At 41.0% G+C, this 25,497-nt stretch carries 24 protein-coding genes and 1 riboswitch; of the genes, 4 read left to right on the plus strand and 20 right to left on the minus strand.

The genetic code is table 11. The annotated features are described in order from the left end of the window. Positions 1 to 54: 54 nt before the first annotated feature. From LI126_RS06895 to LI126_RS06910, 4 genes are all read right to left on the minus strand, one after another. A complete protein-coding gene (locus LI126_RS06895) occupies positions 55 to 1,041 on the minus strand; it encodes a diaminopimelate dehydrogenase (RefSeq protein WP_227165092.1) in 987 nt (328 codons plus the stop codon). A 166-nt stretch (positions 1,042 to 1,207) separates the two neighbouring features. After that, positions 1,208 to 2,707 carry an L-arabinose isomerase gene (gene araA / locus LI126_RS06900; RefSeq protein WP_020436653.1) on the minus strand — a complete coding sequence of 500 codons (1,500 nt, stop codon included), beginning with the start codon at positions 2,705 to 2,707 and terminating at the stop codon, positions 1,208 to 1,210. Between the two features lie 83 nt (positions 2,708 to 2,790). Further along, on the minus strand, positions 2,791 to 3,495 hold the full coding sequence (locus tag LI126_RS06905; RefSeq protein WP_055148293.1) for an L-ribulose-5-phosphate 4-epimerase: 705 nt from the start codon (positions 3,493 to 3,495) through the stop codon (positions 2,791 to 2,793). A gap of 24 nt (positions 3,496 to 3,519) precedes the next feature. Further along, positions 3,520 to 4,623, minus strand: a complete 1,104-nt coding sequence (locus LI126_RS06910; protein ID WP_226901259.1) for a GntR family transcriptional regulator — start codon at positions 4,621 to 4,623, stop codon at positions 3,520 to 3,522. Between the two features lie 329 nt (positions 4,624 to 4,952). After that, positions 4,953 to 5,066: riboswitch (TPP riboswitch) on the plus strand. Positions 5,067 to 5,161: 95 nt separating this feature from the next. Between LI126_RS06910 and thiW the strand changes: the two genes are divergently transcribed. Continuing rightward, a complete protein-coding gene (thiW, locus tag LI126_RS06915) occupies positions 5,162 to 5,671 on the plus strand; it encodes an energy coupling factor transporter S component ThiW (protein ID WP_015529641.1) in 510 nt (169 codons plus the stop codon). A gap of 320 nt (positions 5,672 to 5,991) precedes the next feature. Beyond that, entirely contained in the window at positions 5,992 to 7,302 is a 1,311-nt protein-coding gene (thiC, locus tag LI126_RS06920) for a phosphomethylpyrimidine synthase ThiC (protein ID WP_226901258.1), read from the plus strand. A 474-nt stretch (positions 7,303 to 7,776) separates the two neighbouring features. Here thiC and LI126_RS06925 read toward each other — a convergent pair whose 3' ends face one another. The 6 genes from LI126_RS06925 to LI126_RS06950 form a co-directional block, all read right to left on the minus strand. After that, positions 7,777 to 8,754, minus strand: a complete 978-nt coding sequence (locus tag LI126_RS06925) for an Rpn family recombination-promoting nuclease/putative transposase (RefSeq protein ID WP_227165093.1) — start codon at positions 8,752 to 8,754, stop codon at positions 7,777 to 7,779. Between the two features lie 288 nt (positions 8,755 to 9,042). After that, entirely contained in the window at positions 9,043 to 10,287 is a 1,245-nt protein-coding gene (locus LI126_RS06930) for a 3-isopropylmalate dehydratase large subunit (protein ID WP_227165094.1), read from the minus strand. Positions 10,288 to 10,304: 17 nt separating this feature from the next. Further along, on the minus strand, positions 10,305 to 10,799 hold the full coding sequence (locus LI126_RS06935) for a LeuD/DmdB family oxidoreductase small subunit (RefSeq protein ID WP_015529637.1): 495 nt from the start codon (positions 10,797 to 10,799) through the stop codon (positions 10,305 to 10,307). 59 nt (positions 10,800 to 10,858) lie between these two features. Further along, positions 10,859 to 12,109: a 3-isopropylmalate dehydratase large subunit gene (locus LI126_RS06940; RefSeq protein WP_015529636.1), complete on the minus strand. Its 1,251-nt coding sequence runs from the start codon at positions 12,107 to 12,109 to the stop codon at positions 10,859 to 10,861. A gap of 4 nt (positions 12,110 to 12,113) precedes the next feature. Next, positions 12,114 to 12,593, minus strand: coding sequence for a LeuD/DmdB family oxidoreductase small subunit (locus LI126_RS06945; protein ID WP_020436470.1), 480 nt, complete (start codon positions 12,591 to 12,593; stop codon positions 12,114 to 12,116). Positions 12,594 to 12,704: 111 nt separating this feature from the next. After that, entirely contained in the window at positions 12,705 to 14,216 is a 1,512-nt protein-coding gene (locus LI126_RS06950; protein WP_015529634.1) for a CoA-transferase, read from the minus strand. 202 nt (positions 14,217 to 14,418) lie between these two features. Between LI126_RS06950 and LI126_RS06955 the strand changes: the two genes are divergently transcribed. Both LI126_RS06955 and LI126_RS06960 read left to right on the plus strand, forming a co-directional pair. Then, positions 14,419 to 14,679 carry a helix-turn-helix domain-containing protein gene (locus LI126_RS06955; protein ID WP_054752341.1) on the plus strand — a complete coding sequence of 87 codons (261 nt, stop codon included), beginning with the start codon at positions 14,419 to 14,421 and terminating at the stop codon, positions 14,677 to 14,679. A gap of 26 nt (positions 14,680 to 14,705) precedes the next feature. Then, positions 14,706 to 15,089: a helix-turn-helix transcriptional regulator gene (locus LI126_RS06960; RefSeq protein WP_227165095.1), complete on the plus strand. Its 384-nt coding sequence runs from the start codon at positions 14,706 to 14,708 to the stop codon at positions 15,087 to 15,089. A 74-nt stretch (positions 15,090 to 15,163) separates the two neighbouring features. Here LI126_RS06960 and LI126_RS06965 read toward each other — a convergent pair whose 3' ends face one another. The 10 genes from LI126_RS06965 to yihA all read right to left on the minus strand — a co-directional run bounded on the left by LI126_RS06965 (position 15,164) and on the right by yihA (position 25,460). Continuing rightward, entirely contained in the window at positions 15,164 to 17,059 is a 1,896-nt protein-coding gene (locus LI126_RS06965) for an ABC transporter ATP-binding protein (protein ID WP_196019929.1), read from the minus strand. Then, positions 17,059 to 18,810: an ABC transporter ATP-binding protein gene (locus LI126_RS06970; protein ID WP_227165096.1), complete on the minus strand. Its 1,752-nt coding sequence runs from the start codon at positions 18,808 to 18,810 to the stop codon at positions 17,059 to 17,061. Before LI126_RS06970 ends, LI126_RS06965 begins: the two co-directional genes overlap by 1 nt. Beyond that, positions 18,807 to 19,265, minus strand: a complete 459-nt coding sequence (locus LI126_RS06975; protein WP_226865947.1) for a MarR family winged helix-turn-helix transcriptional regulator — start codon at positions 19,263 to 19,265, stop codon at positions 18,807 to 18,809. Before LI126_RS06975 ends, LI126_RS06970 begins: the two co-directional genes overlap by 4 nt. 224 nt (positions 19,266 to 19,489) lie before the next feature. Then, positions 19,490 to 20,188, minus strand: a complete 699-nt coding sequence (locus LI126_RS06980; RefSeq protein WP_226901256.1) for a DUF975 family protein — start codon at positions 20,186 to 20,188, stop codon at positions 19,490 to 19,492. A 264-nt stretch (positions 20,189 to 20,452) separates the two neighbouring features. Next, the gene (locus LI126_RS06985; RefSeq protein ID WP_055148280.1) at positions 20,453 to 20,980 is read right to left on the minus strand and encodes a EutP/PduV family microcompartment system protein; all 528 of its coding nucleotides are present in this window, start codon (positions 20,978 to 20,980) and stop codon (positions 20,453 to 20,455) included. A gap of 20 nt (positions 20,981 to 21,000) precedes the next feature. Beyond that, entirely contained in the window at positions 21,001 to 21,435 is a 435-nt protein-coding gene (locus tag LI126_RS06990) for a BMC domain-containing protein (RefSeq protein ID WP_227165097.1), read from the minus strand. An 11-nt stretch (positions 21,436 to 21,446) separates the two neighbouring features. Then, positions 21,447 to 21,812, minus strand: a complete 366-nt coding sequence (locus tag LI126_RS06995; RefSeq protein ID WP_015529621.1) for a BMC domain-containing protein — start codon at positions 21,810 to 21,812, stop codon at positions 21,447 to 21,449. A gap of 497 nt (positions 21,813 to 22,309) precedes the next feature. After that, positions 22,310 to 23,683: an NAD(P)/FAD-dependent oxidoreductase gene (locus LI126_RS07000; protein WP_015529620.1), complete on the minus strand. Its 1,374-nt coding sequence runs from the start codon at positions 23,681 to 23,683 to the stop codon at positions 22,310 to 22,312. Positions 23,684 to 23,725: 42 nt separating this feature from the next. Continuing rightward, positions 23,726 to 24,850, minus strand: coding sequence for a sporulation integral membrane protein YtvI (gene ytvI, locus LI126_RS07005; RefSeq protein ID WP_227165098.1), 1,125 nt, complete (start codon positions 24,848 to 24,850; stop codon positions 23,726 to 23,728). Then, entirely contained in the window at positions 24,840 to 25,460 is a 621-nt protein-coding gene (gene yihA, locus LI126_RS07010; protein ID WP_015529618.1) for a ribosome biogenesis GTP-binding protein YihA/YsxC, read from the minus strand. Before yihA ends, ytvI begins: the two co-directional genes overlap by 11 nt. Between the last annotated feature and the right edge of the window lie 37 nt (positions 25,461 to 25,497).

A 25,497-nucleotide genomic window follows, 5' to 3' on the forward strand; every position in this document is an offset into this window, starting at 1 on the left:
CTATAAAAAATGCGGCGTATAACTCATTTAAGTAAGTCATCGCCGCATCCGATTTTATAACATATGTTTTCTAAGCTCTTCTCCGCTCTTTGCGCTTAAGTATGCAGGTGCAATATCAAATACTGTCTTGCATCCGCTCTGACCTTCGCTTGCCAGTCTGTAAGCTGCTCTTGCATAAGCGATCAGTACAGATGATGTAAATTCCGGATTGGAATCCAGTTTCAGACTATATTCGATCAGGTGCTTATTCTCACCATTCCATCCTGTCTTTCCGCTGCGGAGTACAAATCCACCGTGCGGAATTCCGCTGTGGTTTGCTTTCAGTTCTTCTTCACTGATAAAGTGTACTGTTGTATCATAATCTGAGAAGTAGTTCGGCATTGTCTTGATCTCTTCTTCTACCTTCGCCGCATCTGCTCCTTCTTCCAGTACAACGAAACACTCTCTTGTATGTTTCTGTCTTGTTGTAAGTTCCGGATTCTCTCCGTTTCTTACTGCTTTCAGTGCAGCCTCTACCGGAATTGTGTACTGCTTTCCGTCTTTGACACCTTCAACTCTGCGGATTGCATCAGAATGTCCCTGGCTTACACCTTTGCCCCAGAATGTGTAATCATTTCCATCTGGAAGAATTGCATTCGCATACAGTCTGTTCAGTGAGAACATTCCCGGATCCCAGCCCACGGAGATGATTCCTACATGTCCGCCTTCTTTTGCGGCTGCATCTACATTTGCAAAATGCTCCGGGATTCTTGCATGTGTATCAAAACTATCGATTACATTGAACATCTTTGCGTAAACAGGTGTCTGTTTTGGAAGGTCTGTTGCGCTTCCTCCGCAAATTATCATAACATCAATCTTATCTTTCCAGTCTTCTACGTCTGCTACATTACAAACTGTCGCAGTCTCTGTCAGAATCTTGACATCTTCCGGATTTCTTCTTGTGAACACTGCCACAAGCTCCATATCATCATTCTGCTTTACTGCGCACTCAACGCCTCTTCCAAGATTACCATAACCTAAAATACCAATTTTAACACTCATACTTAAACTCCTTTTTGCTCCGCAGATCTGTCTGCTTTGCATTTTCTTAGCGGACAGATTTACGGAGACTTTTTTTCTAATTAGATATTATACCTTTTCGTTTTCTTCATTTCAATGAATTTTCGATAAATTTTTAAGTATTGAAGGTTATCCTCTTAATGATTTTTTATTTTCTAAATGCAAGTTCATTCCATCTGAGTTCATTTTTCAGATTACGGATTGTTGTATCTTTATCAATATATACAGCTTCAATTCCCATCATTGCTGCCCAGTCACCCATCTGTTCTGCAGTGATATCATAAGAGAATGCTGTATGATGTGCACCACCGCAAAGAATCCAGGCTTCAGCTCCTGTTGCGAGATCCGGCTCCGGTGTCCAGAAGTTTGTTGCTACCGGAAGCTTCGGCATTGGTTTTTCATTTTTCTTGCAGTCAACTGTATTGATGATCAGGCGGAAACGATCTCCAAGATCGATCAGTGATGTTGCAATACCCTTTCCTTCTTTTGATGTAAATACAAGTCTTGCAGGATCTTCTCTGTCTCCCATAGAAAGTGGATTTACCTTGATGCTGATCGGACCATCTGCGATAGATGGGCAGATCTCAAGCATATGAGCCTGAAGGATTCCTTCTTTTCCAGGCACAAAATTGTATGTATAATCTTCCAGCATCGATGTTCCTTTTGCATCTTTCATGCCTTCTGTCATGATCTTCATGATACGGACCATAGCTGCTGTCTTCCAGTCTCCTTCAGCTCCAAATCCATATCCCTTCTGCATCAGACGCTGGATTGCAAGTCCCGGAAGCTGTTTGAGTGCACCGAGATCTCCAAAGTGTGTAACGATTGCCTGATAGTTTTTCTCCTCAAGGAAACGCTCGAATCCAAGCTCGATCTGTGCCTGAACAGCAACATGTTTTCTGAACTCTTCCGGATCTCTTCCTTCAAGAAGGATCTCATATTTGTCATAATACTCTTCTACTAATGTATTTACATCTGCTGCGCTTACAGCATCTACAGACTCTGCGATCTCATTTACCGGATAAGCATCTACTTCCCATCCGAATTTAATCTGTGCCTCTACTTTGTCACCTTCAGTAACAGCAACATTTCTCATGTTGTCTGCAACTCTCATGACACGTACATGGCTGCTTTCGATCACACCAACTGCTGTACGCATCCAGGAAGCGATCTTCTCCTGAACCTTCTCGTCTGACCAGTGTCCAACAACAACTTTTCTCTCGATTCCAAGTCTTGTGAAAATGTGTCCGAACTCACGTCCACCATGTGCTGACTGGTTCTCATTCATGAAATCCATATCGATCGTGTCATACGGGATCTCCATATTGAACTGTGTATGAAGGTGAAGCAATGGTTTTCTGAACTCCTGAAGTCCAAGAATCCATGATTTTGCAGGTGAGAATGTATGCATCCATGTAATGACACCGGCACATTCATCATCAATATTAGCTTCATTAAAAGTCTTACGGATCAGTTCGTTTGTGATCAATGTTGGTTTCCATACAACTTCATATGGAAGAACTCCAGACTCATTGAGCTTCTCTACGATAATTTTGGCATGCTCTGCTACATGCGCCAGACATTCATCTCCGTAAAGATCCTGTGAACCTGTGCAAAACCAGAATTTGTACTCTTTCTTCTTTAACATTTTTGTGTCCTCCTTGTTATAAAATGTTTATAGTTATTTTTTATTTATCACTTAATTTGTTACTGTGTTATACTTGACAGTTATTATTTTGCTGTATTCTGTCCGTAATAGGCATTCGCACCATGTTTTCTATAGTAATGCTTATCCTGAAGTTCCTGCGGAGCCGGTTTTACCTGCGGATTGATCATCTCACATCTTGCTGCCATCTTTGCAACTTCTTCTGCAACAACTGCATTGTGAACTGCTTCGTGTGCATCTTTACCCCATGTAAATACACCATGATTCTTACAAAGAACTGCCGGAACTGCAATATAATCTTTCTTCTTGGCTTCAAACTCATCTGCAATCAGAACTCCTGTGTTCTTCTCATATGCTTCCTCAATCTCTTCTTTCGTCAGATTACGCACGCATGGGATTTCTCCGTAGATGTAATCTGCATGTGTTGTTCCGTAACATGGAATATCTCTTCCTGCCTGTGCCCAGCTTGTTGCCCATGCAGAATGTGTATGTACAACACCACCGATTTTTGGAAAACGATTATAAAGAACAACATGTGTCGGTGTATCGGAAGATGGATTGTAACGTCCCTCTACTTTATTTCCGTTCAGATCAACAACTACCATATCTTCCGGAGTCAGCTTATCATATTCAACTCCACTTGGTTTAATAACAAAAAGTCCGCTTTCTCGATCGATTCCACTTACATTTCCCCATGTAAATGTAACCAGATCGTATTTTGGAAGCAGCATATTTGCCTCATACACTTCTTTTTTTAACTGTTCTAACATTGTTCTTCTCCTTTCGTCTGCTGTCTACATGACTTCATTATATAATTTCACAGAATTTCGCATCACAAGTTCCGGTGCAAATTCCGCTGAGTACATTTCCATATTTTTATCAATCTTATCCAATATAATCTGTGCTGCACACTTTCCAATCTCATTCGCCGGATTATTCACCGACGTGATTGGTACTTCACTAAATCTTGCAAGACTGGAATTGTCGATTCCAATAACGGAAATCTGATCTGGGACTTTGACTTCCGCACTTTGCAGTACCTTGACCAGTTTACTTGCAATCTCATCATTGTAACAGACACAGGCCGTACATCCATCTAAACGTTTCAGGACTCTGTCACTTTCCATCTCCATTTCCCGGATATCTTCCGAATCAACCCATAAAATCTGACGATTTTTAATCTTAAGTGAATGCTCCATGAGTGCCTTTGTGTATCCTGCATATCGCATTCTTCCCTGCCCGTCATCCGCCTTGAAGATTCCGGCGATTCTTGTATGTCCACATTCTAAAAGATGTTTTGTTGCAAGATATCCAGCTTTCTCATCATCTAGACTGACATGTGGAATTGTGAGATTCTCATAGAAACTATTCACAAACACAACCGGTATTCCTGATTTCTGTAATTTCTGATATAAATCTAAATTCGGATTCGGAAGCCCACTTTTTACAGGCTCTGCAATCAAACCATCAATTCTTCTTGTTCTCAAAAATTCTTCCAGATGCATCCGCTCCTTTGCTACAGAATTGTCTGTCATTGCAATTTGAAGTATTCCGCCTGCCTGTGTTACCTTTTTTTCAATTTCCCGGATAATAACAGGAAAAATATAGGTATCGATATACGTCAGCATTACTGCGATTCGTTTTTCTTCATGATCTGCTCTTCTTTCTGTATTTCCAAGAAGGATTCCCGCATCTTCACATATATAAGAGCCACTTCCGCGTCTGCTTTCCACAATATTCTCTTTTACTAATTCTTCCAATGCCCGTCGTACCGTCTGACGACTGACCTGGAATTGTTCAGATAGTTCCTGTTCTGAAGGAAGCTTCTCTCCGGAAACCATTCTTCCAGACCTGACTTCCTCCTGAATCCAGGTTACAATTTTTTCAAATTTTTTCATTCGCCCGTGACCTCTCCATACAATTAACCATAATTACCGTTATCACTTACAGTGTTCTGATTATCATTGCTCTGATCAGTACTTTTTCTTCATGTACTTAATATACAACAATACATGTCACAATACAATTCGCAGTATACCCAATCTTTTTCTTCTGTTTTTTATGTAATAATATATAAAAATAAGAAGTTGTATTGTTTTTCTATTTATTTTTCAATACAGCTTCTTATAATTTTAAACCTGATTTAAATTTTTTCTCCTTTTGCTTCAAATTTTCCTCTTGCATTTTTCACTTTTTCGGTTCATAATAGCATCAGACAAAGAACTAAATATTGTCAAAGGGGAGCTGGTCAGAACCGGCTGAGAGGAGACGTGTTACCGTTTCGACCCGTTTAAACCTGATTTGGATAATGCCAACGGAGGGAATTGATACCATGTAATGATTGAGATGCCCTTGCATCTCTTTTTACTTCGGACAGCTGGTAGGATCTTCACTCAGGTGAGGATCCTTTTTTACATTTGAAAGGAGACTCAAGTTATGAAACAGACAACAAACACAAAAAAACTGGCACTTGCAGGTGTTCTCACCGCTCTTGCCATCGTTGGAAGCTTTTTAAGCTTTCCTGTAGCCGGAAGTAAATGTGCACCGGTTCAACATATGGTAAATATCTTTGCAGCCGTACTTCTTGGTCCCGGCTGGGGCGTTGGAATTGCATTCTGTGCAAGCCTTCTGCGCAATATACTTGGAATCGGAAGTCTGATGGCTTTCCCGGGTAGTATGATCGGAGCTCTCTGCTGTGGACTTGTTTACAAGAAATGTAAGAATTTAAGCCTTACTTGTCTTGCAGAAGCACTTGGAACAGGTATTCTCGGAGGAATTGCTGCTTATCCGGTTGCTTTATTCCTTATGGGAGCAGCACCGGCAGGATTATTTATCTATGTGATCCCATTCCTGATCTCAACAGTAGCCGGAAGTATCCTGGCATTCCTGCTGATTTCAGTATTCCAGAAAAGTGGAGTAATGGCACAGCTTTTTCCGACTTCTTAATCCGTAACTGCAAAATTTCCGAACAGTTACATGCGATACATTGGGGACACCACCTTGTACCGCACAAGAAAATGCAGAATCAATCTGTAATCACCGGAGTATTCCATTAATAACTTTCTTATTTTACAGTCATTAATACATCTCCGTTGAAGGCGTCAGCATAATCTTATACTCATTCGCTGGTAGTGTAGCTAAACAGTTACGTTCCTTTCCGCATCTATTCATATGCATGGAACCGTAGCTTTTCTTGTGTACGCTGTCCGTGTTTTGCTGACGTCAAAAATTATATAATTCACGTATACGAATGGAGGCAAAACAACATGAGAAACTACACAACCCAGATGGATGCAGCTCGTAAAGGGATTCTCACCCCAGAAATCAAAACAGTAGCTGAAAAAGAGCATATGGACACTGACAAACTAATGAAGCTTGTCGCAGAAGGAAAGGTTGCAATCTGTGCTAACAAGAATCATAAAGCCCTGAACCCGGAAGGTGTCGGAAGCATGCTCCGCACAAAGATCAATGTCAACCTTGGAGTTTCCCGTGACTGCAAGGATTATGATATTGAAATGCAGAAAGTAATGAGCGCAGTAGAACTTGGAGCCGAATCTATCATGGATCTTTCCAGCCATGGAGATACACAGCCGTTCCGTCGCAAACTGACTTCTGAATGTCCTGCTATGATCGGTACAGTTCCTGTATACGACAGTGTCATTCATTATCAGAGAGATCTTGCTACTCTGACTGCACAGGATTTCCTTGATGTCATCCGTATGCATGCAGAAGACGGTGTTGACTTCGTTACACTTCACTGCGGAATCACAAGAAAAACAATTGAACAGATCAAAAAGCATAAACGTAAAATGAACATCGTAAGCCGTGGAGGAAGTCTTGTATTCGCATGGATGAGCATGACAGGAGAAGAGAACCCATTCTACGAGTACTATGATGAGATTCTTGATATCTGCGAAGAATATGACGTGACAATCTCACTTGGTGATGCGTGCCGTCCTGGATGTCTGGCTGACGCTACAGACGTATGCCAGATTGAAGAGCTTGTGCGTCTCGGTGAGCTAACAAAACGTGCCTGGGATCATAATGTTCAGGTTATGGTAGAAGGACCTGGACATGTACCGCTTGATCAGGTTGCAGCTAACATGAAAGTGCAGCAGACCATCTGTATGGGAGCTCCTTTCTATGTACTTGGACCTATCGTTACAGATATTGCTCCTGGATATGACCATATCACTTCCGCGATCGGTGGAGCTGTTGCAGCAATGAACGGTGCTTCCTTCCTCTGCTATGTAACACCGGCTGAACACCTTGCTCTTCCAAATGTTGAAGATACAAAACAGGGAATCATTGCTTCTAAGATTGCAGCTCATGCTGCTGATATTGCCAAAGGAATTCCTGGTGCAAGAGATATCGATGATAAGATGGCAGATGCCCGCCGTGTTCTTGACTGGGATGCACAGTTTGAATGTGCTCTGGATCCAGAAACTGCAAAAGCAATCCGCGACAGCAGAAAACCGGAAGATGACCACAGCGATACTTGTAGTATGTGTGGAAAATTCTGTGCAGTAAGAAGCATGAATAAGGCACTGGCCGGGGAGTATATTGATATTCTGTAAGTGTCCAGAATACGCATCGCATTTTGGGAGATTAATTCCAAACAGTTATAAATTAAGGGAAAGCGACTTCAACCGCTTTCCCTTTTGCATTTACGCGATCAAACGAGTCAAAGTCCATGCTTGCACTATGCTGATCACACCTATGATCGATGCTCTCTGAAAACCTGTTATATATCCCAAGTAGACTTGTCTTTAAGAGGATAGTAAGCTTCTACCATGGCTTTTTGAACAGTTATTTATTTTTTTATCCTGTTGTCTTTTAATAGAATACTTTTAGACCTTAAATAGCACTTAATGTCAGAAAAGCTATCAATCACAACACATTTCATCTTAATTGTTGTAATCAATAACTTTTTATTTTTCTTACCTCTAGTTATTTCCAATATGTTTCCAGATAACTCTTTTCACTTCTTTTTCAATTTCTATAGTTGTTTTCTGAAATCATCTCTGAATTATGAACTTTCTAGCAATGCACTATTGCATTTCTTTTATAATTTTTCCAATAAACTCCACACTTTCCTCTAACTCTTCTGCAATCTGATCTGGTGTTTTTTTCTTCTGTAACTTTCTTTGAATTAATTCCTTTAACAATTCATCTCTTCCTTGTCGAACTCCATCATTATACATTTCCTGTATTGCCTTACACATATCAATCATCTCCTCCTTATGTTCTGCTTCACCTGGTATTTGTTTCATGTTTAGAAAAGCTTTCATTGCCTGACTCGTTTCATAGTCAACGTTCTGAAAGAACTTTTTATTCTCGTTAATATAATCCGTTAATTCTTCCTTACTATCCCTATATCTTAGCATAGTTAGTATCACTTGTAAATCATCCGAAAATTTTTCAACATCTTCCAATCGTTCTGCATCTACAAGATTAATTTTATAGTTCGGAAGATATTTCTCCAAAATTTCGTTCTCTTCTTTCGTCCCCTCCAACTGAAACATATCATACAGATCAACAGGTCCATCCCACGGCTCTGAACCATAGTAAAAGACTAATGAAATAATCGGTATCAATCGATCCTTTTTCCGAAATCGCGACAGATATTCTCCTGCAGTAAGATACTCCAACGGCTGTCCTGCTTTTTTGTTCTGTTTTCGTCGGTCATTAAAGTTTTTCCATTTATTCCGAATTTGTGTTTCGTAATCCATTCCATCATAAAGCATCACCTTGTGCGGCATCGCATAATGAATTTTATCCTGTGATTCATTCGCAAGAAGCACAAGTGTAGCCTGATTCCGCCATTTCATAATAATATCGCGGTATTTTTTCATGTTCTTTGTTTTCCCGGCCCGATTTTTTACGCTGACAGATGAAACGGGATTTACTTCTTCCAAATCCTCCGGCAATATCACCTGTCTTCCACCATAAATCACACCATTAAATAAATTTGCAAATCTTTTCTTCTCGCTTAACCAGATATTCACATTAACATCTGCTTTTCCCATAGACTCTTCCTCCTGGTTTTTATTCTTTTGTTATTTTGCAACTCATCAAAATGGAATCTCCCGCTGATACAGCCTTGAATATGAGATAAAGTTATCCTTTCGATAACACATTCAGACAAATGAAATATAGAAAATATATGTCTGAGATTTTGATGTGAATTAACTATAACAAAATCATTCAAAGGTGTCAATTAGAAAAACAGTTACAACATTTTAAAAAAGCTATCAGTTACAACAAATTTCATCTTAATTGTTGTAATCGATAGCTTTTAATATTTCTATATTATCTTATTCCGGATTCACAATCTTCCCGGCAACTGCACATGCCGCTGCTGTTCTCGGGCTTGCAAGATAAATCTCTACCTTAGATGTTCCCATACGCCCAAGGAAGTTTCTGTTATTCGTTGCTACAACTCGTTCTCCGTCAGAAAGGATTCCTCCTGTTCTTCCGCAGCACAGTCCGCAACCCGGATGTGTGATGATTGCACCTGCTTCTGCCAGAATGTCCAGCGTCCCGTCTGCCAGTGCCTGTCTGTAGATCTTGCGGCTTGCCGGTGTAACGATCAACTTCACAAAGTCCGCAACTTTCTTCCCTTTGAGTACTTCTGCTGCAGCTCTGAGGTCTTCCAGACGTCCGTTTGTACAGGATCCAATGAATACCTGATCAATCTCTGTTCCCTCTAACTCACTAACGTCTCTAATCTTATCAACCTGGGACGGACATGCCATAACCGGAACGAAATCCTCTGCCTTATATGTCATTGTCTTCATATAGACAGCATCTTCATCTCCAACAAGGCTTTTCTGGTAGTCGTTGAGTTCAATCTCACAATATTCTGCCGTCTTCTCATCTGGTGTGAAAAGAGCACATTTTGCTCCTGCCTCGATTGCCATGTTTGCCATTGTCATACGGCTTGCAACTGACATATTCTCAATCGTGCTTCCCGAGAATTCCAGTGCTCTGTAAGTTGCTCCGTCCGCACGGAGATCTCCGATCAGTCGGAGAATGATATCCTTGGACATTACATTTTCCGGAAGTTCTCCGTCAATCACAACTTTGATCGTCTCCGGAACTTTGATCCACATTGTACCGGTTCCGAGAATACTTGCCATTTCTGTATAACCGATTCCGGATGAAAATGCGCCGACACAACCATAAGTTGTCGTATGGCTGTCTGTTCCGAATGCGATATCTCCAGGTTTCACATATCCGGCTTCTGTCATCAACTGGTGACAGATTCCGTCGCTTCTATGTACGTGAGTCAGTCCATATTTTTCTACAAATCCATCTCCTTTGTGGAAATGTCTTGTGTCATCCTGCTGGCTTGCCGGAACCAGGTGGTCATAAATCAAAACCACTTTATCCGGATCGTGAAGCTTTGTAAATCCCATCTCTTCAAATTTATCTGCTACAAAAGGAATGAAAATATCATGGATCATGCATCTGTCAACATTGACTGTCACGATATCTCCCGGCTTTACTGCCTTTCCTGTATTATGTCTGATAATCTTTTCAATAATCGTCTCGCCCATCATGCTCTCCTTTCTGCTCAATCCTCAAGTCCATTCAGCTTGCGCATAGCTTTTACAAGTCCGCCTGCCTGAATGATGCTCATCAGATTCTCCGGCAGAGAAGCGATCGGATATTCTTTGCCATTATAGTCTACATGCTGATTCATCACGACATCAATTGTGTCGCCTTCTTTCATATCATCATACAGATCCGGCTGCTCGATCAAAAGCAGACCATTGTTGATTGAATTGCGGAAAAAGATTCTTGCAAATGATTTTGCGATCACACACTGGATTCCAAGTGCTTTGATGATCTCCGGTGCCTGCTCTCTGGAAGATCCACATCCAAAGTTCTTTCCTGCAACGATGATATCACCTTTCTGGATCTGTCCTGCCAACTCCGGACGAAGCGGACTGAATCCATACTGTTTCATATCGTCAATTGTTTTCAGTGCAAGATACTCTGTCGGGATGATGATATCAGTATCGATATCATCTCCGAGTACCCACACCTTTCCTGTAAATTTATCCATAGTTCACCTCAAAATATATAAGTTCTTCTCTGTGTAAATTATCTCTTGTTCCCATCACCTTACAGATCAGATGCAAGTGCGATCTCACCCTTAATTGCTGATGCTGTAACTGTTGCTGCGGATCCAAGATATACTTTTGAACTTGGGTGTCCTGCACGACCCTTGAAATTACGTGTTCCTGTACTGATCAGAACTTCATTTTCACCGATAACTCCCTGGCAGCTTCCCCAGCAGACGCTGCAATTCGGATTCATTACAATTGCACCTGCCTCCATGAAAATGTCAAGAAGTCCTTCCTTAAGAGCCTGGCGGTAAATTGTCTGGCTTGCCGGAACAACAAGGAAACGGACCTTATCTGCAACTTTCTTTCCTTTAATAACTTCTGCTCCGACACGAAGATCTTCAATACGTCCATTATTACAGGAACCTAAAAACGCTTCATCAATCTTAATTCCACGCACTTCCTTTGCCGGACTTAAATTATCTACAAAATCAGGTTTTGCCACGACCGGTTCCACTTTAGAAAGATCGATTGTATACTCTCTGATATAATGCGCATCCGGATCACTGTGAAATACAGCTTTCGGCTCACGGCCATGCTCTTTCAGGTATTCCATTGCTTTTTCATCTGCCTCGAAGATACCCGTCTTGGCTCCGGCTTCTACTGCCATGTTGCAAAGTGCGATACGATCACTGATGCTCAGTGTCTTTGCTCCTTCTCCTGTGAACTCCATCACCTGATAGTTACATCCGTTCGCACCAACCTGGCCGATAATCGTCAGGATCAGGTCTCTTGCATAAACACCTTCCGGAAGTTCTCCGATCAGATTGAATTTCACTGATTCTGGAACGAGTACCCAGGACTGTCCTGTCACCATTCCATAAAGGAAGTCTGTACATCCGACACCTGTACCGAACGCTCCGAGTGCTCCGTAGGAACAAGTATGGCTGTCAGCTCCGAAGATCAGTTCTCCCGGACGGACATAGTTCTCCATCATAACCTGATGGCAGACACCCTTTCCTTCCCAGAAGTCAATCCCGTTCTCTTTTGCAAAATCTCTCATTTTCTTCTGAGATGCCGCTGTCTTCGGACTGTCTGATGGCACATTATGATCCACAATGAATACCAGTTTCTTCGGATCTGCAATACGAGGATTCTTTAATTTGTTATTATACATATCCACAGTAAGATGCGTCGTTCCATCATTACTCATCATTCTGTCCAATGTTACTGTATGGATATCTCCCGGTTTTACGCTGTCCACACCGGCTGCAGCAGCGATGATCTTCTCTGCGATTGTCATTCCCATAGTTCTAGTCCTCCTTATTCAGTGAAGCGATCAGTCCACCCTGATTCAGAATATTCTGCATATACGCCGGCAGCTTTGTACAGGAATAAGTCTTTCCATTCGCCTCAGCTGTTCCGTCAGACATGCGAAGTTCCATTGTATCACCTGTCTTCACCTCATCCGGAAGCTCCTTACAGACAATGACCGGAAGTCCGATATTGATTGCATTTCTATAGAAGATTCTTGCAAATGATTTCGCAATGACAGCCTGTACTCCAAGTGCTTTGAGCACACCCGGTGCCTGCTCTCTGGAGGATCCACAACCAAAATTTTCTCCTCCGACTACGAAATCTCCCGGTTTTACTTTTTTCGCAAAATCCGGATCCAATGATTCAAATGTATGGCTCTTCATCTCATCTAAGTTCGGCAGAAGCAGATACTGGGATGCGATGATCTGATCTGTATCAAGATCATTATGAAATTTAAAAATTGTACCTTTTTCCATAATAATAATGTCCTTTCTGTTGTCCTGTGGATAAATTGTATCAATTTAACGTGATGAAGTCCATGAACTATTTTAACAAATCTTCATCTTATTTTGCATTGATTTTCTATATCATACTTCCACTTCGAATGGCAGAAGATCTAAAATATCTTTCTGCACATCGATTCCAGGATATACTTCTATCAATTTCAACCCCTTCGGTGTCAGGCGAAATACACAGCGTTCAGTCACATAAAGTACCTTCTGTCCATTTGCGATCGCACGTCTGGCAGAAAAACTGATACTCTTGACTCGATCTACAAATTTTGAAATAGAACCTTCCTTCTCAATTTCAACAATCCCCTTCTTCTGTGAAACTTCCAGTCCTTTTGCCGTAAAGCTGAAACAGAATACAACGGTTGGTGTTTTAGCTGTGATATTCGCAAATCCTCCGATTCCGGCAAACGCTCCCGGTCCACGGTGTGCATTCACATTTCCTTCTTTATCCACTTCAAGCGCGCCCATAAAGCAGACATCGAGACCACCATTATCATAAAGGTCAAACTGGTTTGCCATATCATAGACAGATGCCGCACCGATCATTGCTCCAAATGCTTCTCCTGAAACCGGAAATCCTCCGATTCCTCCGGACTCAACCGTCAATGTCACCATATCAAGCATTCCACTCTTTCTTGCAAAACGAGAAACCATCTCCGGAATGCCGATTCCAATATTTACAATATCATCTACACGTAATTCCTTCGATGCACGTTTTCCGATGATATTTGCCACCGTACTGTTCTTTGACTGTTTCACTGAGACAGAATCTAAACGCTCACTCCATGTGTTCCACTCTTCATATGGAATCTCAAAGCTTCCAGTCAGTGCTGTATAGGCTTCATTTCTTGCTTCCGGTTCTGCTACAACGATCGCATCTACCAGACAGCCCGGAATAATTGCATTTCTCGGTCGTGATGGGGTGTCCACCAGGCGGTCTACCTGTACGATCACCTTGCCGCGATTCGCTTTTACTGCCTGGCAAATAGACAGCGCATCACCAGACATAAACATATCGTCAAAAGTAATATTTCCCTTTCGGTCTGCTGCTGTTCCTTTAATCAGTGCAATATTAATTTTCGGTAATTTATAATAGAGAAATTCCTCTCCATCCACTTCCACATGCCTGACCAGTGAATCATCAATTGAGATTCTGTTAATTCCAGGCCCTTCTTTTCTTGGATCTACAAATATATCCAAGCCAACCTTTGAAAGTGCACCCGGGAGACCTCCGGCCTGTGCACGGATTGCATGTGAAATGCATCCAAGCGGAAGATTGTATGCCTCAAACCGGTCTTCTAAAACTAGTTTCTTTGTACTGAGCATTGCTCCAAAATGCCCGCAGATAAGCTTGTCCACAGCACCCTCTCTGATGTATCCTTCTGCATTATGTTCATCATCCCAGACACCAAAACCGGCACTGGAAATCATTGTCAGATGTGTTGGGGACTGCATCTTCTGGTATCTTCTGTAAATTGCTTCGTGAAGTTCAATTGGATTCTCTATTCCGACAAATGAATTCACACAGATACAGTCTCCGTCCCGAATCAGCCGGATTGCTTCATCGGCAGTCATTATTTCATACATGGTGTATTTTCTCCTAGTTCTCTAAAATATCTTTGGAATACATTATACACTATCTTCGGAGATCAATCATTACAAATCATACAATTATTTTCCATTTGTCTCATTATTCCAACCATTTGGTTACTCAATTCCATGTAAAATCATTAAAAGTGCAAAAAACGAGACAAACCTGTTCACACTATTTGCAGGAGGGATTAGAACTATGCCAAAACGAACACCTACTACCGGAGAGAAGAATCTGATCGGCAAAAGGCTCATTGAACTTCGTCGGCAACGCCATATGTCACAGAGACTTTTAGCTTACAAACTCCAATTGCGCGGATATGATATGGACAAAAATGTAATTACAAGAATAGAAACCAACAAACGTTACGTTACAGACATAGAATTGAAAGCTCTAACTGAGATTTTCGACGTTTCTTATGAATATCTCATTGAGGGAAAAGACATCCTTGAACCTTAACGGATGATAGAAACGGAGGTGAAACTATGGCAAATATTCAACTTGCGGATAATCTACGGCGTTTGAGAAAGCAATATAACTACACGCAGGCTCAGATCGGCAAAAAGCTGCATATCACTCATCAGGCTTATTCAAATTATGAAACCGGCGTACGTGAACCAAACCTTCAACTTCTTGCTGAACTATCCTGGATCTATCACACCTCTGTCGACTCGCTTATCACTCAGTACTGCAATGCAAAGAATCCATCATCAGTTGAAGTAAAAAACTATTTCTGTATTAAAATTGAAAATAGTGAAAACGACATTCTTCTTACAAAAAATGAAGTGAATTTTCTTTTGAAATACCGTTCTGCTGGGGAAGCTGAACGTAAACTCGCACATGAAGCTTTAAATTTTACTGAACGTTGATTTCTATTTCAAAAAGAACTGAACCCATTGACATTAATTATCTGGGTTCAGTTCTTTTTTATCTCTACTTTCTTCTACGCTGATATTGCATTTCCTGTATACAGCTGATAATACTTACCTTTCTCTTCAATCAACTGGTCGTGTGTACCTCTCTCGATAATCCTTCCCTGTTCAAGTACCATGATACAGTCAGAATTACGAACTGTTGACAAACGGTGTGCGATCACAAAGGTAGTACGCCCATGCATCAGCCGGTCCATACTTTCCTGGATAATACGCTCTGTGCGGGTATCGATCGAGCTTGTTGCCTCATCCAGAATCAATACCGGTGGATCTGCTACTGCCGCACGGGCAATCGCAAGAAGCTGTCGCTGTCCCTGACTTAAGTTTGCTCCATCTCCGGTGATCACCGTGTCATACCCTTCCGGAAGTCTGCGGATAAATCCATCTGCATTTGCCAGCTTTGCTGCTGCAATGATTTCTTCATCTGTTGCATCCAGCTTTCCAAAACGAATATTATCTTTCACTGTACCAGTAAACAAATGTGTATCCTGCAATACGATTCCAAGAGAATGTCGAAGATCTGCTTTCTTGATCTTGTTAATATTAATTCCGTCATAGCGGATCTTACCATCCTGAATATCGTAGAAACGATTGATCAGATTTGTAATTGTCGTCTTACCGGCTCCTGTTGAACCTACGAAAGCAATCTTCTGCCCCGGTTCTGCATATAACTTCACATCATGAAGGACGATTTTGTTATCATTGTATCCGAAATCCACTCCGTCAAATACAACATTCCCTTTTAACTCAACATAATCAACAGAACCATCTGCCTGATGTGTATGTTTCCATGCCCAGCGGCCAGTACGTTTCTCACTTTCTGTCAGTTTTCCATTCTCTTCTTTCGCATTAACTAATGTAACATAACCTTCATCCACTTCCACTTTTTCATCCAGAAGTGTAAAGATACGTTCCGCACCTGCGAGTGCCATAACAATCGCATTCAGCTGCTGGCTCACCTGGTTGATCGGCATACTGAAGCTTTTATTAAATGTAAGGAAACTTGCCAGACCGCCCAATGTAAATCCACCGACATGGTTAAGAGCAAGTGCACCTCCAACGATTGCACACATTACATAACTGATATTTCCAATCTGCGCATTCATAGGACCGAGGAAGTTTGCATAAGTATTTGCACGGTCTGCGCTTACAAACAGATCCTCATTCAACTTTTTGAATTCTGTCTTACTTTCTTCTTCATGACAGAATACCTTCACAACCTTCTGGCCGTTCATCATTTCTTCAATATATCCGTTGACCTTACCAAGATTCTTCTGCTGCTCAAGGAAATATTTTCCACTCTGTCCGGCAGCTTTCTTTGTTCCCCAGATCATGATCGCAACCATAACCATCGTCACTGCTGTCAGTGGAATATTCAAGATCAACATACTGATAAATACACTGACAATTGTAAATCCACTGTTGATAATCTGCGGAATACTCTGGCTTACCATCTGTCTAAGTGTATCAATGTCATTCGTGTAGATTGACATAATATCGCCATGCGCATGTGTATCGAAATATTTAATCGGAAGTTTCTCCATGTGACTGAACAGATCATTTCTCATGTTCATCATCATTCCCTGTGTCACATTGATCATAATTCGGTTGTAAGTATAAGTTGCCACGATTCCGACTCCATAAAAGCAAGCAACTTTTCCGATTGCATGTGCAAGCGGTGTAAAGTTCGGTGTATCACTGGACAATAAAAACGGTGTAATGTATTTATCAATCAAATCTCTTGTGAACATTGTTCCCTGAACATTTGCAATAACTCCTACAAAAATAAGGATGAATACTATAATGCAGTGAAATTTATAATCCCGGAAAATATAATCCATCAAACGTTTAAGTAATTTCCCAGGATTTTCCACTCTATTCTTTGGTTTTCCCATTGGTCCGCGCATTATGCTTCACCTCCATTTTCATCAAAATCTCCGCCTCCCTGTGTCTGAGACTCATATACCTCGCGATAAATCTCATCTGACACAAGCAGTTCATCATGTGTTCCGAATCCATGAATCTTTCCTTCATCCATCACAATAATACGGTCTGCATCCTGAACACTGGATACACGCTGTGCAATGATCAGCTTTGTCGTATCCGGAATCTCTTCACGGAATGCACGTCGGATCTTCGCATCTGTTGCAGTATCAACAGCACTTGTACTGTCATCAAGAATCAGGATCTTCGGCTTCTTTAGCAATGCTCTTGCAATACAGAGTCTCTGCTTCTGACCACCGGACACATTGTTTCCGCCCTGTTCAATATGCGTATTATATTTATCCGGGAAGCGCTCGATAAATTCATCTGCACAGGCCAGTTTACATGCCTGGATACACTCTTCATCTGTCGCTTCTTTGTCTCCCCAACGGAGATTGTCTAAAATACTTCCTGTAAATAAGACATTTTTCTGAAGCACTACAGACACCTGATTACGGAGCACCTCAAGATCATATTCTTTTACATTTTTTCCACCAACCAGAATCTCTCCGTCCGTGACGTCATACAGACGGCTGATCAGATTGACCAGACTTGTCTTCGCACTTCCGGTTCCTCCGATAATTCCAATCGTTTCTCCGGAACGAATCTCCAGATTGATGTCTTTGAGAACCTTCTCTGCACTGTCTTTCTTATAAGAAAAGTCTACATTTTTAAATGTAATGCTTCCGTCTGCGACTTCATATACCGGATGCTCTGGATTGTGAATATCTGTTTTTTCATTCAGCACTTCCGCAATACGGCGCATACTTGCCATACTCATGGAAATCATGACGAAAACCATCGAAAGCATCATAAGACTCATAAGAATATTCATACAATAGGCAAGAAGACTCATCAGTTCTCCGGTTGTAAGAGAATCCACAACAATCATTTTCGCACCGAACCAGCTGATTAAAATAATACAGGTGTAAACTGTAAACATCATGATCGGCGCATTCCAGATAACATTCTTCTCTGCTTTTACAAAAATATCATAAATATTCTTGCTTGCGCGTTTGAATTTACTTGTCTCTTCCTCTTCTCTTACATATGCCTTTACAACACGGATTGCAGAAACATTTTCCTGAACAGACTCATTCAATGCGTCATATTTCGGAAATGCCTGTTGGAAATATGCAGTTGCATGACGGATAATAAAAAACAAAATAATTCCAAGAATCAAAACTGCCACAAGATAAATACTTGCCAGCCTTGCATTGATTGCAAATGCCATCACCATCGCACATACCATACTTGCCGGTGCTCTCATCATCATACGTAACATCATCTGATACGCATTCTGCACATTTGTTACATCTGTTGTCAGACGCGTTACCAGTCCTGCTGTACTGAAATGATCAATATTTGCAAACGAATATGTCTGAATCCGATCAAACATTGCATTTCTCAAATTCTTTGCGAAACCTGTAGAAGCCTTTGCTCCATAACGTCCTCCCGCCATTCCGGCAAGCAGACCTAAAAATGCTGCTACGATCATGATTCCCCCCACTTTATAAATGTGGTGGATATCACCCGTATTAACCCCTTTATCAATGATCGATGCCATCAAAAACGGGATCAATGTCTCAAATAAAACTTCAAGAATCATGAAAATCGGTGTCGCGATCGATGCTGCCTTATACTCTTTTACTTCTTTTAATAAAGTACGAATCATGAATTCTCTCCTCTCATTTTTCTTAAATTGAGATGAACCTTATGAGTCACTCTCAAAAATGCCTGTAATTCTTCTTCGGTAATTCCTTCTTCCAGTTCTGCGTCCATTCGCTTGAAAATCTCTCCAAGCTTTTCGTGACTTTCGCGTCCTGCCTCTGTCAGCATAACCTTTTTCAACCTTGCATCACTCGCAACCGAAGCACGACAGACAAGTCCTTTCTTCTCTAAAGCCTGAATGATATTCGTTACTCCCGAACGGCAGATTCCGAAATACTTCTCTATGTCTTTCTGATAAATCTCTGCATCCTGATGTTCATAGAGATAACGCAAAATCCATCCATGCATAAGGGTTACTTCATCCAACCCTTCCGCTTTTACTCTCGCCTCAAGTAATTTTGAAATGGAACGATCCATTTTATGTACCTGTGGACCGATATGAAAATGTTCTTCACACAAAATTGTAATCCTCCTTTCTATCTTCACACGCAGGAACTGTTTACCAGTGAATTGTTCATTTGTGAACAGTTCCCACATAAACAAGTTTATCACATTGGTTTTTAATGTCAATAGAAAATATTGAGTTGTCTTCTATTTTTATTTTGCAAAAGAAAAGCTCACAGCTGATCATATACAACCAGCCGTGAACTTTTTATTCTAAGTTTCATAATATGAATCTATATTTACATTCTATCTCTCAGCACATGATACAACTCTGCCTCTGTATAATACTGATACGGATTTACATAAAGGAAAGTTAAGATTCCAAACGTACATGCCCCCAGCAAATGCCAGCCGATAAAGGAAAGATCCAGCACAAACGCATCCCATTTATTCCCCATCATCATTCGTTTGCTCTCCGCAAAAATCTCCTGTCTGCTCATCTCCGGATGGTCGAGCAGAAGATACGGTACCATTGCATATTCATATCCTTTGATCACACCGGGAACAATAAATAACAGTGACCACAATGTAAGATAAATTGTTTTCAGAAGCATCGTCATACGTACTGTCTTATTGCAATCTCTTACCATACGGAAAATATCTTTCACATCCTGTCTTCCGTCTCTTCCATTTTTGAAAAATTTACAACAGCCGACAGTCATTGGATTCCATAGGAAATAGGCAATAGCCAGATATACAATAAATGAAATTACAACCACAACTGCTACAGTTGCTGCAATCCCAAACATTAGGATCGGATGAAAACCTTGTATCGAAGTTTCCACCTCACTATTCTTATTTTTTAGTACATTATAAGAATGCGTAAATCCATTTCCCAAAAGAAATGTATAAATCAATGCTGCAAGAACAGAATACCAATAATTCTGTTTCAACAGGAACTTTGCTCTTCCCTTTAATTCACTTCTTGTCCACAACATAAAAATCCCTCCTGATGTCATTCTGTTGGTCGAACTGATTGCTACATAATCATTATAGCATATTCCATCTTCCAGAAACATCTCAAGAGGGATATTTTTCTTAATTTGTAACTGTTCAGAGCCAAGCAAAATTTCAAAAACAGATGTAAAATGCTTGCATTTTTAAGACTGTTTTTGAAATTTTATTTGGCGGATACGCCACACCTTCAAAATGCGTAGCATTTTGAAGGTTGGCTCTGAACAGTCACCTTAATCTTTTGATATCTACATGCCATCCGGATACTCTACACCTTCCGGTAGTGGATCCCAGTCATTCAATCCCAATGACTGTTTATATCTGGCACGATCCAATGTCAGTATTTCCACAGGCTCATTCAGATAATCTATGAGCTCTTTGATACCTTCCCGCGTCTTATTATTTACTTCGAAAATGCGCTCACATCCGGCATTCTTCATCCAAAGTCTCACCATATCAACATTTGCGTACGGTGAATCAATCTTTGTAATGATTCCGATCAATGGACGTTGGATAAAACATCTGCTTCCAGGTCCGAACAGATTGAACGGTTCATCTGCAGCCTGCACCATGGCAATCACGTCTGCCTCAAATGAAAAACAGGCAAGTCCAACACTGAAATGCTTAGACTCTGCATACTCTCCCGGAGAGTCGATCGTATCATCTTCTGTATTCGTATACTGTGTCTTCACATAATGCAGTTCTTCTCCCTTAAGAGCCTGCGTCAGTGAAGTCTTCCCCGCTTCACTTCTCCCCATCAAAAATATCTTTTTCATCCTGTTACGCCTCTGTCTTCTTAACTTCTATGAACCTCGCACACTGCAAAGCCAAGTCTCTCATTAAAAAATCGAACTACTTCTTCCACCGCTGTCTGTACCTGTATCAATCCGCCGGTCAGAATCAGTGTCCCGCAGAATCTGTCCATAAATCCAATCTCAACATCTGCGCTCTTGAATGCTACATCTGCAGCAACCACAACTGCTTCCCACGGTGTAAAACGCAGAAGTCCGATAGACTCTCCTGTGTGATCCTCACCTTCATGAGTTCCAATATGTAATCCAAGATTCTGGTAAATAACCTCATCTGATCTACTGATAATATGCGCCATGCAGACTTCCTTCCCCGGCACGCGCACACGAGTCATACGAAGCTTCTTTCCTTTCAGATTCTCATAGTCATCATGAAACAGACGCTCCATGAGCTCTTCTCTCGTTATACGTTCCCGTTCCATAAGCGCACTTCCTATCGTTTTGTAATATCACAGACTACATAACCAAGAGAATCTCTGAAATAATCCACAACTTCTGTCAATGCAGATGTAACATCAGAAATCTCTCCTGTAATAATCAGTGTGCCTGTAAAACGGTCTGCGAATCCAAGATAAACATTACCGCTTTTCACTGCAATATCAGATGCGATAACTGCTGACTCCGGTGGAGTCATATTCATAACTCCAATTGCAGAAGAACGATAATCCAGATGTGGATTTAATCCGAGTTTCTGATAAATAATCGGAGCCGGACCTCCCATTACATGTGCAAATGTAATCTCCTTACCTGCAACTGTTTCCTGTACAATTCTAATCTGTTCTCCGTGATCATTCGCCATCTGTCAGTTCCTCTCTTTCACATAGATTCTGTAATTCTCATTCATACAATCCTGTATGTTAATCCACTAACATTCTCTGTTCACAGCCAGTCTCGTTACTGTTCACACGATGTAACCAGCAACGTATCTCGCCATTTTAAATCGCCTTTGGCGATGGAGCGAGATGCATTCAAGCCAAAACATGCATCCTCCGTGTCAATCAGCGAAGTGATTGACACGGGAGTGAACAGTAACCCAGTCTCAGCTATAAACTCTCTTACTATAAATAATACTATCTATATGCCTTTCTGTCAAGGAGATTCCAATAAATCTCAACACGCTTTAATTAAGAATCAACAAAATCCAACTGTTTTATTTGTAAAAACAACAAAAACTCAAGTTTCTTTTTTATACATAAGAAAAAAGGGAAGTTTTTCACCTGCAATACACAAACACACTTCATGTAATTTCTGCAAATGAAAAACTTCCCTTTATTTTAACTATTAACTTCTGTCAATTTACACTTCTTCTGCAATCTCTCTTGCTACGAACACACCACTTGCTGATGCGTGGGACAATGAATGTGTCACTCCACTTCCGTCTCCAATCACATACAGGCCCTTGTGTTTTGTTTCAAGATGTTCATCCAGTTTCACTTCCATATTGTAGAACTTAACTTCTACACCATAGAGCAGTGTATCATCATTTGCTGTTCCAGGTGCGATCTTATCCAAAGCGTAGATCATCTCAATGATTCCATCAAGAATACGTTTCGGCAATACAAGGCTCAAATCTCCCGGTTCTGCGGAAAGTGTCGGTGTCAGAAAACTCTCTGCAATACGTGCCGGTGTACTTCTTCTTCCTCGGATCAGATCACCAAAGCGCTGTACAAGAACGCCACCTCCAAGCATATTAGACAGGCGTGCAATACTTTCACCATATCCATTACTGTCTTTGAACGGCTCTGAAAAATGTTTCTCCACAAGAAGCGCAAAGTTTGTATTCTCTGTCTGCTTCGCCGGATCTTCATAGCTATGTCCGTTTACTGTAACGATTCCGTTTGTATTCTCATTTACAACGATTCCATTCGGATTCATACAGAATGTTCTGACTTTATCTTCAAACTTCTCTGTTCTGTAGACAATCTTGCTTTCATACAGTTCATCTGTGAGATGTGAGAAAATAACTGCTGGAAGTTCCACACGGACTCCGATATCTACACGATTGGATTTTGTTGTGATATCGAGATTTTCACATACTTTTTCCATCCATTTACTTCCGCTTCTTCCCACAGAAACGATACATTTCTTACATTCATCTACACCATCTTTTGTAATCACGCGATATCCGCCGTCAATCGCTTCCACATCATCTACATGACAGTTAAAACGGAACTCTACAGTATCTTTCAACTTTGCATAGAGATTCTCAAGAACGACATAGTTGATATCTGTTCCAAGATGACGAACAGATGCATCCAAAAGATTCAGCTTATTCTGCATACAGAGTTTCTTAATATGTGTTCCTGATGTGGAATACATTTTTGTACCCTCACCACCAAATTTCACATTGATCTCATCTACGTAATTCATCAGCTCAATTGCTGTCTCTTTACCGATATACTCATACAATGTTCCACCAAAATTATTTGTGATATTGTATTTTCCATCTGAAAATGCTCCTGCTCCACCGAATCCACTCATAATCGCGCATGTCTTGCAGTTCACACAGCTCTTAATCTTCTTTCCATCGATTGGGCATTTTCTCTTCTCCAGTGGATTGCCGGCTTCAAATACCGCCACCTTCAATTCCGGTGCTTTCTCTGCCAGCTCATAAGCTGCAAAGATTCCCCCAGGTCCTGCACCGATAATAATTACATCATAATTGCTCATATATTTTTCTCCTTTCAATTACTTTCTTGTTTCTTAACTACACTACTCTTCGTCTCTTAATTTCAAGATTCCGACAATCAGCGTCTTCATATCATCAAAAATATAATCAAACGCACCGGCCTGACACATATTTATAATGACCATACCAACCGGAACAGCAAGGATCATCCAGATCACACCACCAATTCGATATCCAATATAAATCAAAAGTAGTGTAACCAACGGATTCAATCCGACACTGTCTCCGACAAGCTTCGGCTGGATCAGCTGTCTGACGATTTGCGTAATTGCATAGATCACAACAAGCATAATCGCACGTTTATAATCTCCCATAAAGACTGCATATACAGCCCATGGAATCATCGCAGTTCCTGTTCCAAAAAATGGTAGGAAATCTAGAAATGCGATCAAAAATGCAGACAATACAAAGTAATGGACTCTCAAAAATCCAAGTCCTACAGCCAAAATCAAAAATACAATTCCCATGATCTTAAACTGTGCCTTGAAATATCCACCAACCGCATATTTCAGGTTATCTATCACCATGATCATTCGTTCAGTTACTGACTTTGGCGCAATCTGTTTGACCCATGTCACAACTTCTTCTCGCTCTGAGATAAAGAAATAAGAAGACATAACCATAACGATTGTTGATACCAGATAACTTGGCACACGCTTTGCGATATTTCCTGCGGCACTTACCGTTGGCTCACTGATTTTTGACATCAGATTTCCCATCGTGTCATCCAAATTCGCAACAGTTGTCGTCCATCCATTCTGGATTCCATCCGGCAGTTTGCTAAAAATTCCGGACATAGAAATTCCAATTTGATGGAGTCCTTTTTCGAGCTGCACATACATTTCCGGGAAGTCTTTGATCAGACTGCTGACTTCTGAAACCAGCCAACTGACAGCAAAGTAGCCCAGCGTCCCCATCAACGCCAGGACTCCGATAATAATCAATGCGGAGCCTAATTTTTTTCTGATCTTCAAACGTTTTTCTAACCAGTTAACAACCGGTGTGGCGATGGATGCAATGATCCATCCAACCACAAACGGCATGAGAAATCCAAGTAATTTCCATCCGATCAGTATAAATCCAACTGTTGCTGCTATGCTGAAAAGCAAGCTTACGGCAACTTGCCAGTATGGGCGCTTATTTGTCATCCTCTGCCCCCTCGTCATTTCCATATCCGAGATATTCTGTCTCAATCAATTCCCAAATCTCATCTCTTCCCTGTTTTGTCTGGGATGAGAATGGAATTACTTTTGTTCCAGGAACAAGCTGCAGACCTGTCTTCAGCATTTTAATATGCTTCTGTACCTGACTGCGTTTAATCTTATCAAGCTTTGTTGCGATAATGATCGGCTGATATCCCTGATCCAGGATCCACTGATACATCATTTTATCATTCGCAGATGGATCATGACGGATATCGATCAAAAGGAATACTGCCTTAAGCTGTTTTGATGTATGCAGATAACGCTCGATCAGTTTTCCCCACTGAATCTTTTCCTGCTCAGAAACCTTTGCGTATCCATACCCTGGGAGATCGACCAGATACATTTCCTCATTAATCGTATAGAAATTGATTGTCTGTGTCTTTCCCGGTGTTGCTGAAATTCTTGCATAAGACTTGCGGTTCATCAGTGCATTAATCAGTGATGATTTTCCTACATTTGATTTTCCCGCAAATGCGATCTCAGGCTTATCGTTTTCCGGAAGAACGCTTGTGATTCCACAAACTGTTTCCAGATTTATATTTTTAATGACCATGTCGTTTACTCCTCCTTTCATTCTATTTTATTGCAAT

The organism is Mediterraneibacter sp. 210702-DFI.5.30 (assembly GCF_020560115.1).
Taxonomy (GTDB): domain Bacteria; phylum Bacillota; class Clostridia; order Lachnospirales; family Lachnospiraceae; genus Mediterraneibacter; species Mediterraneibacter faecis.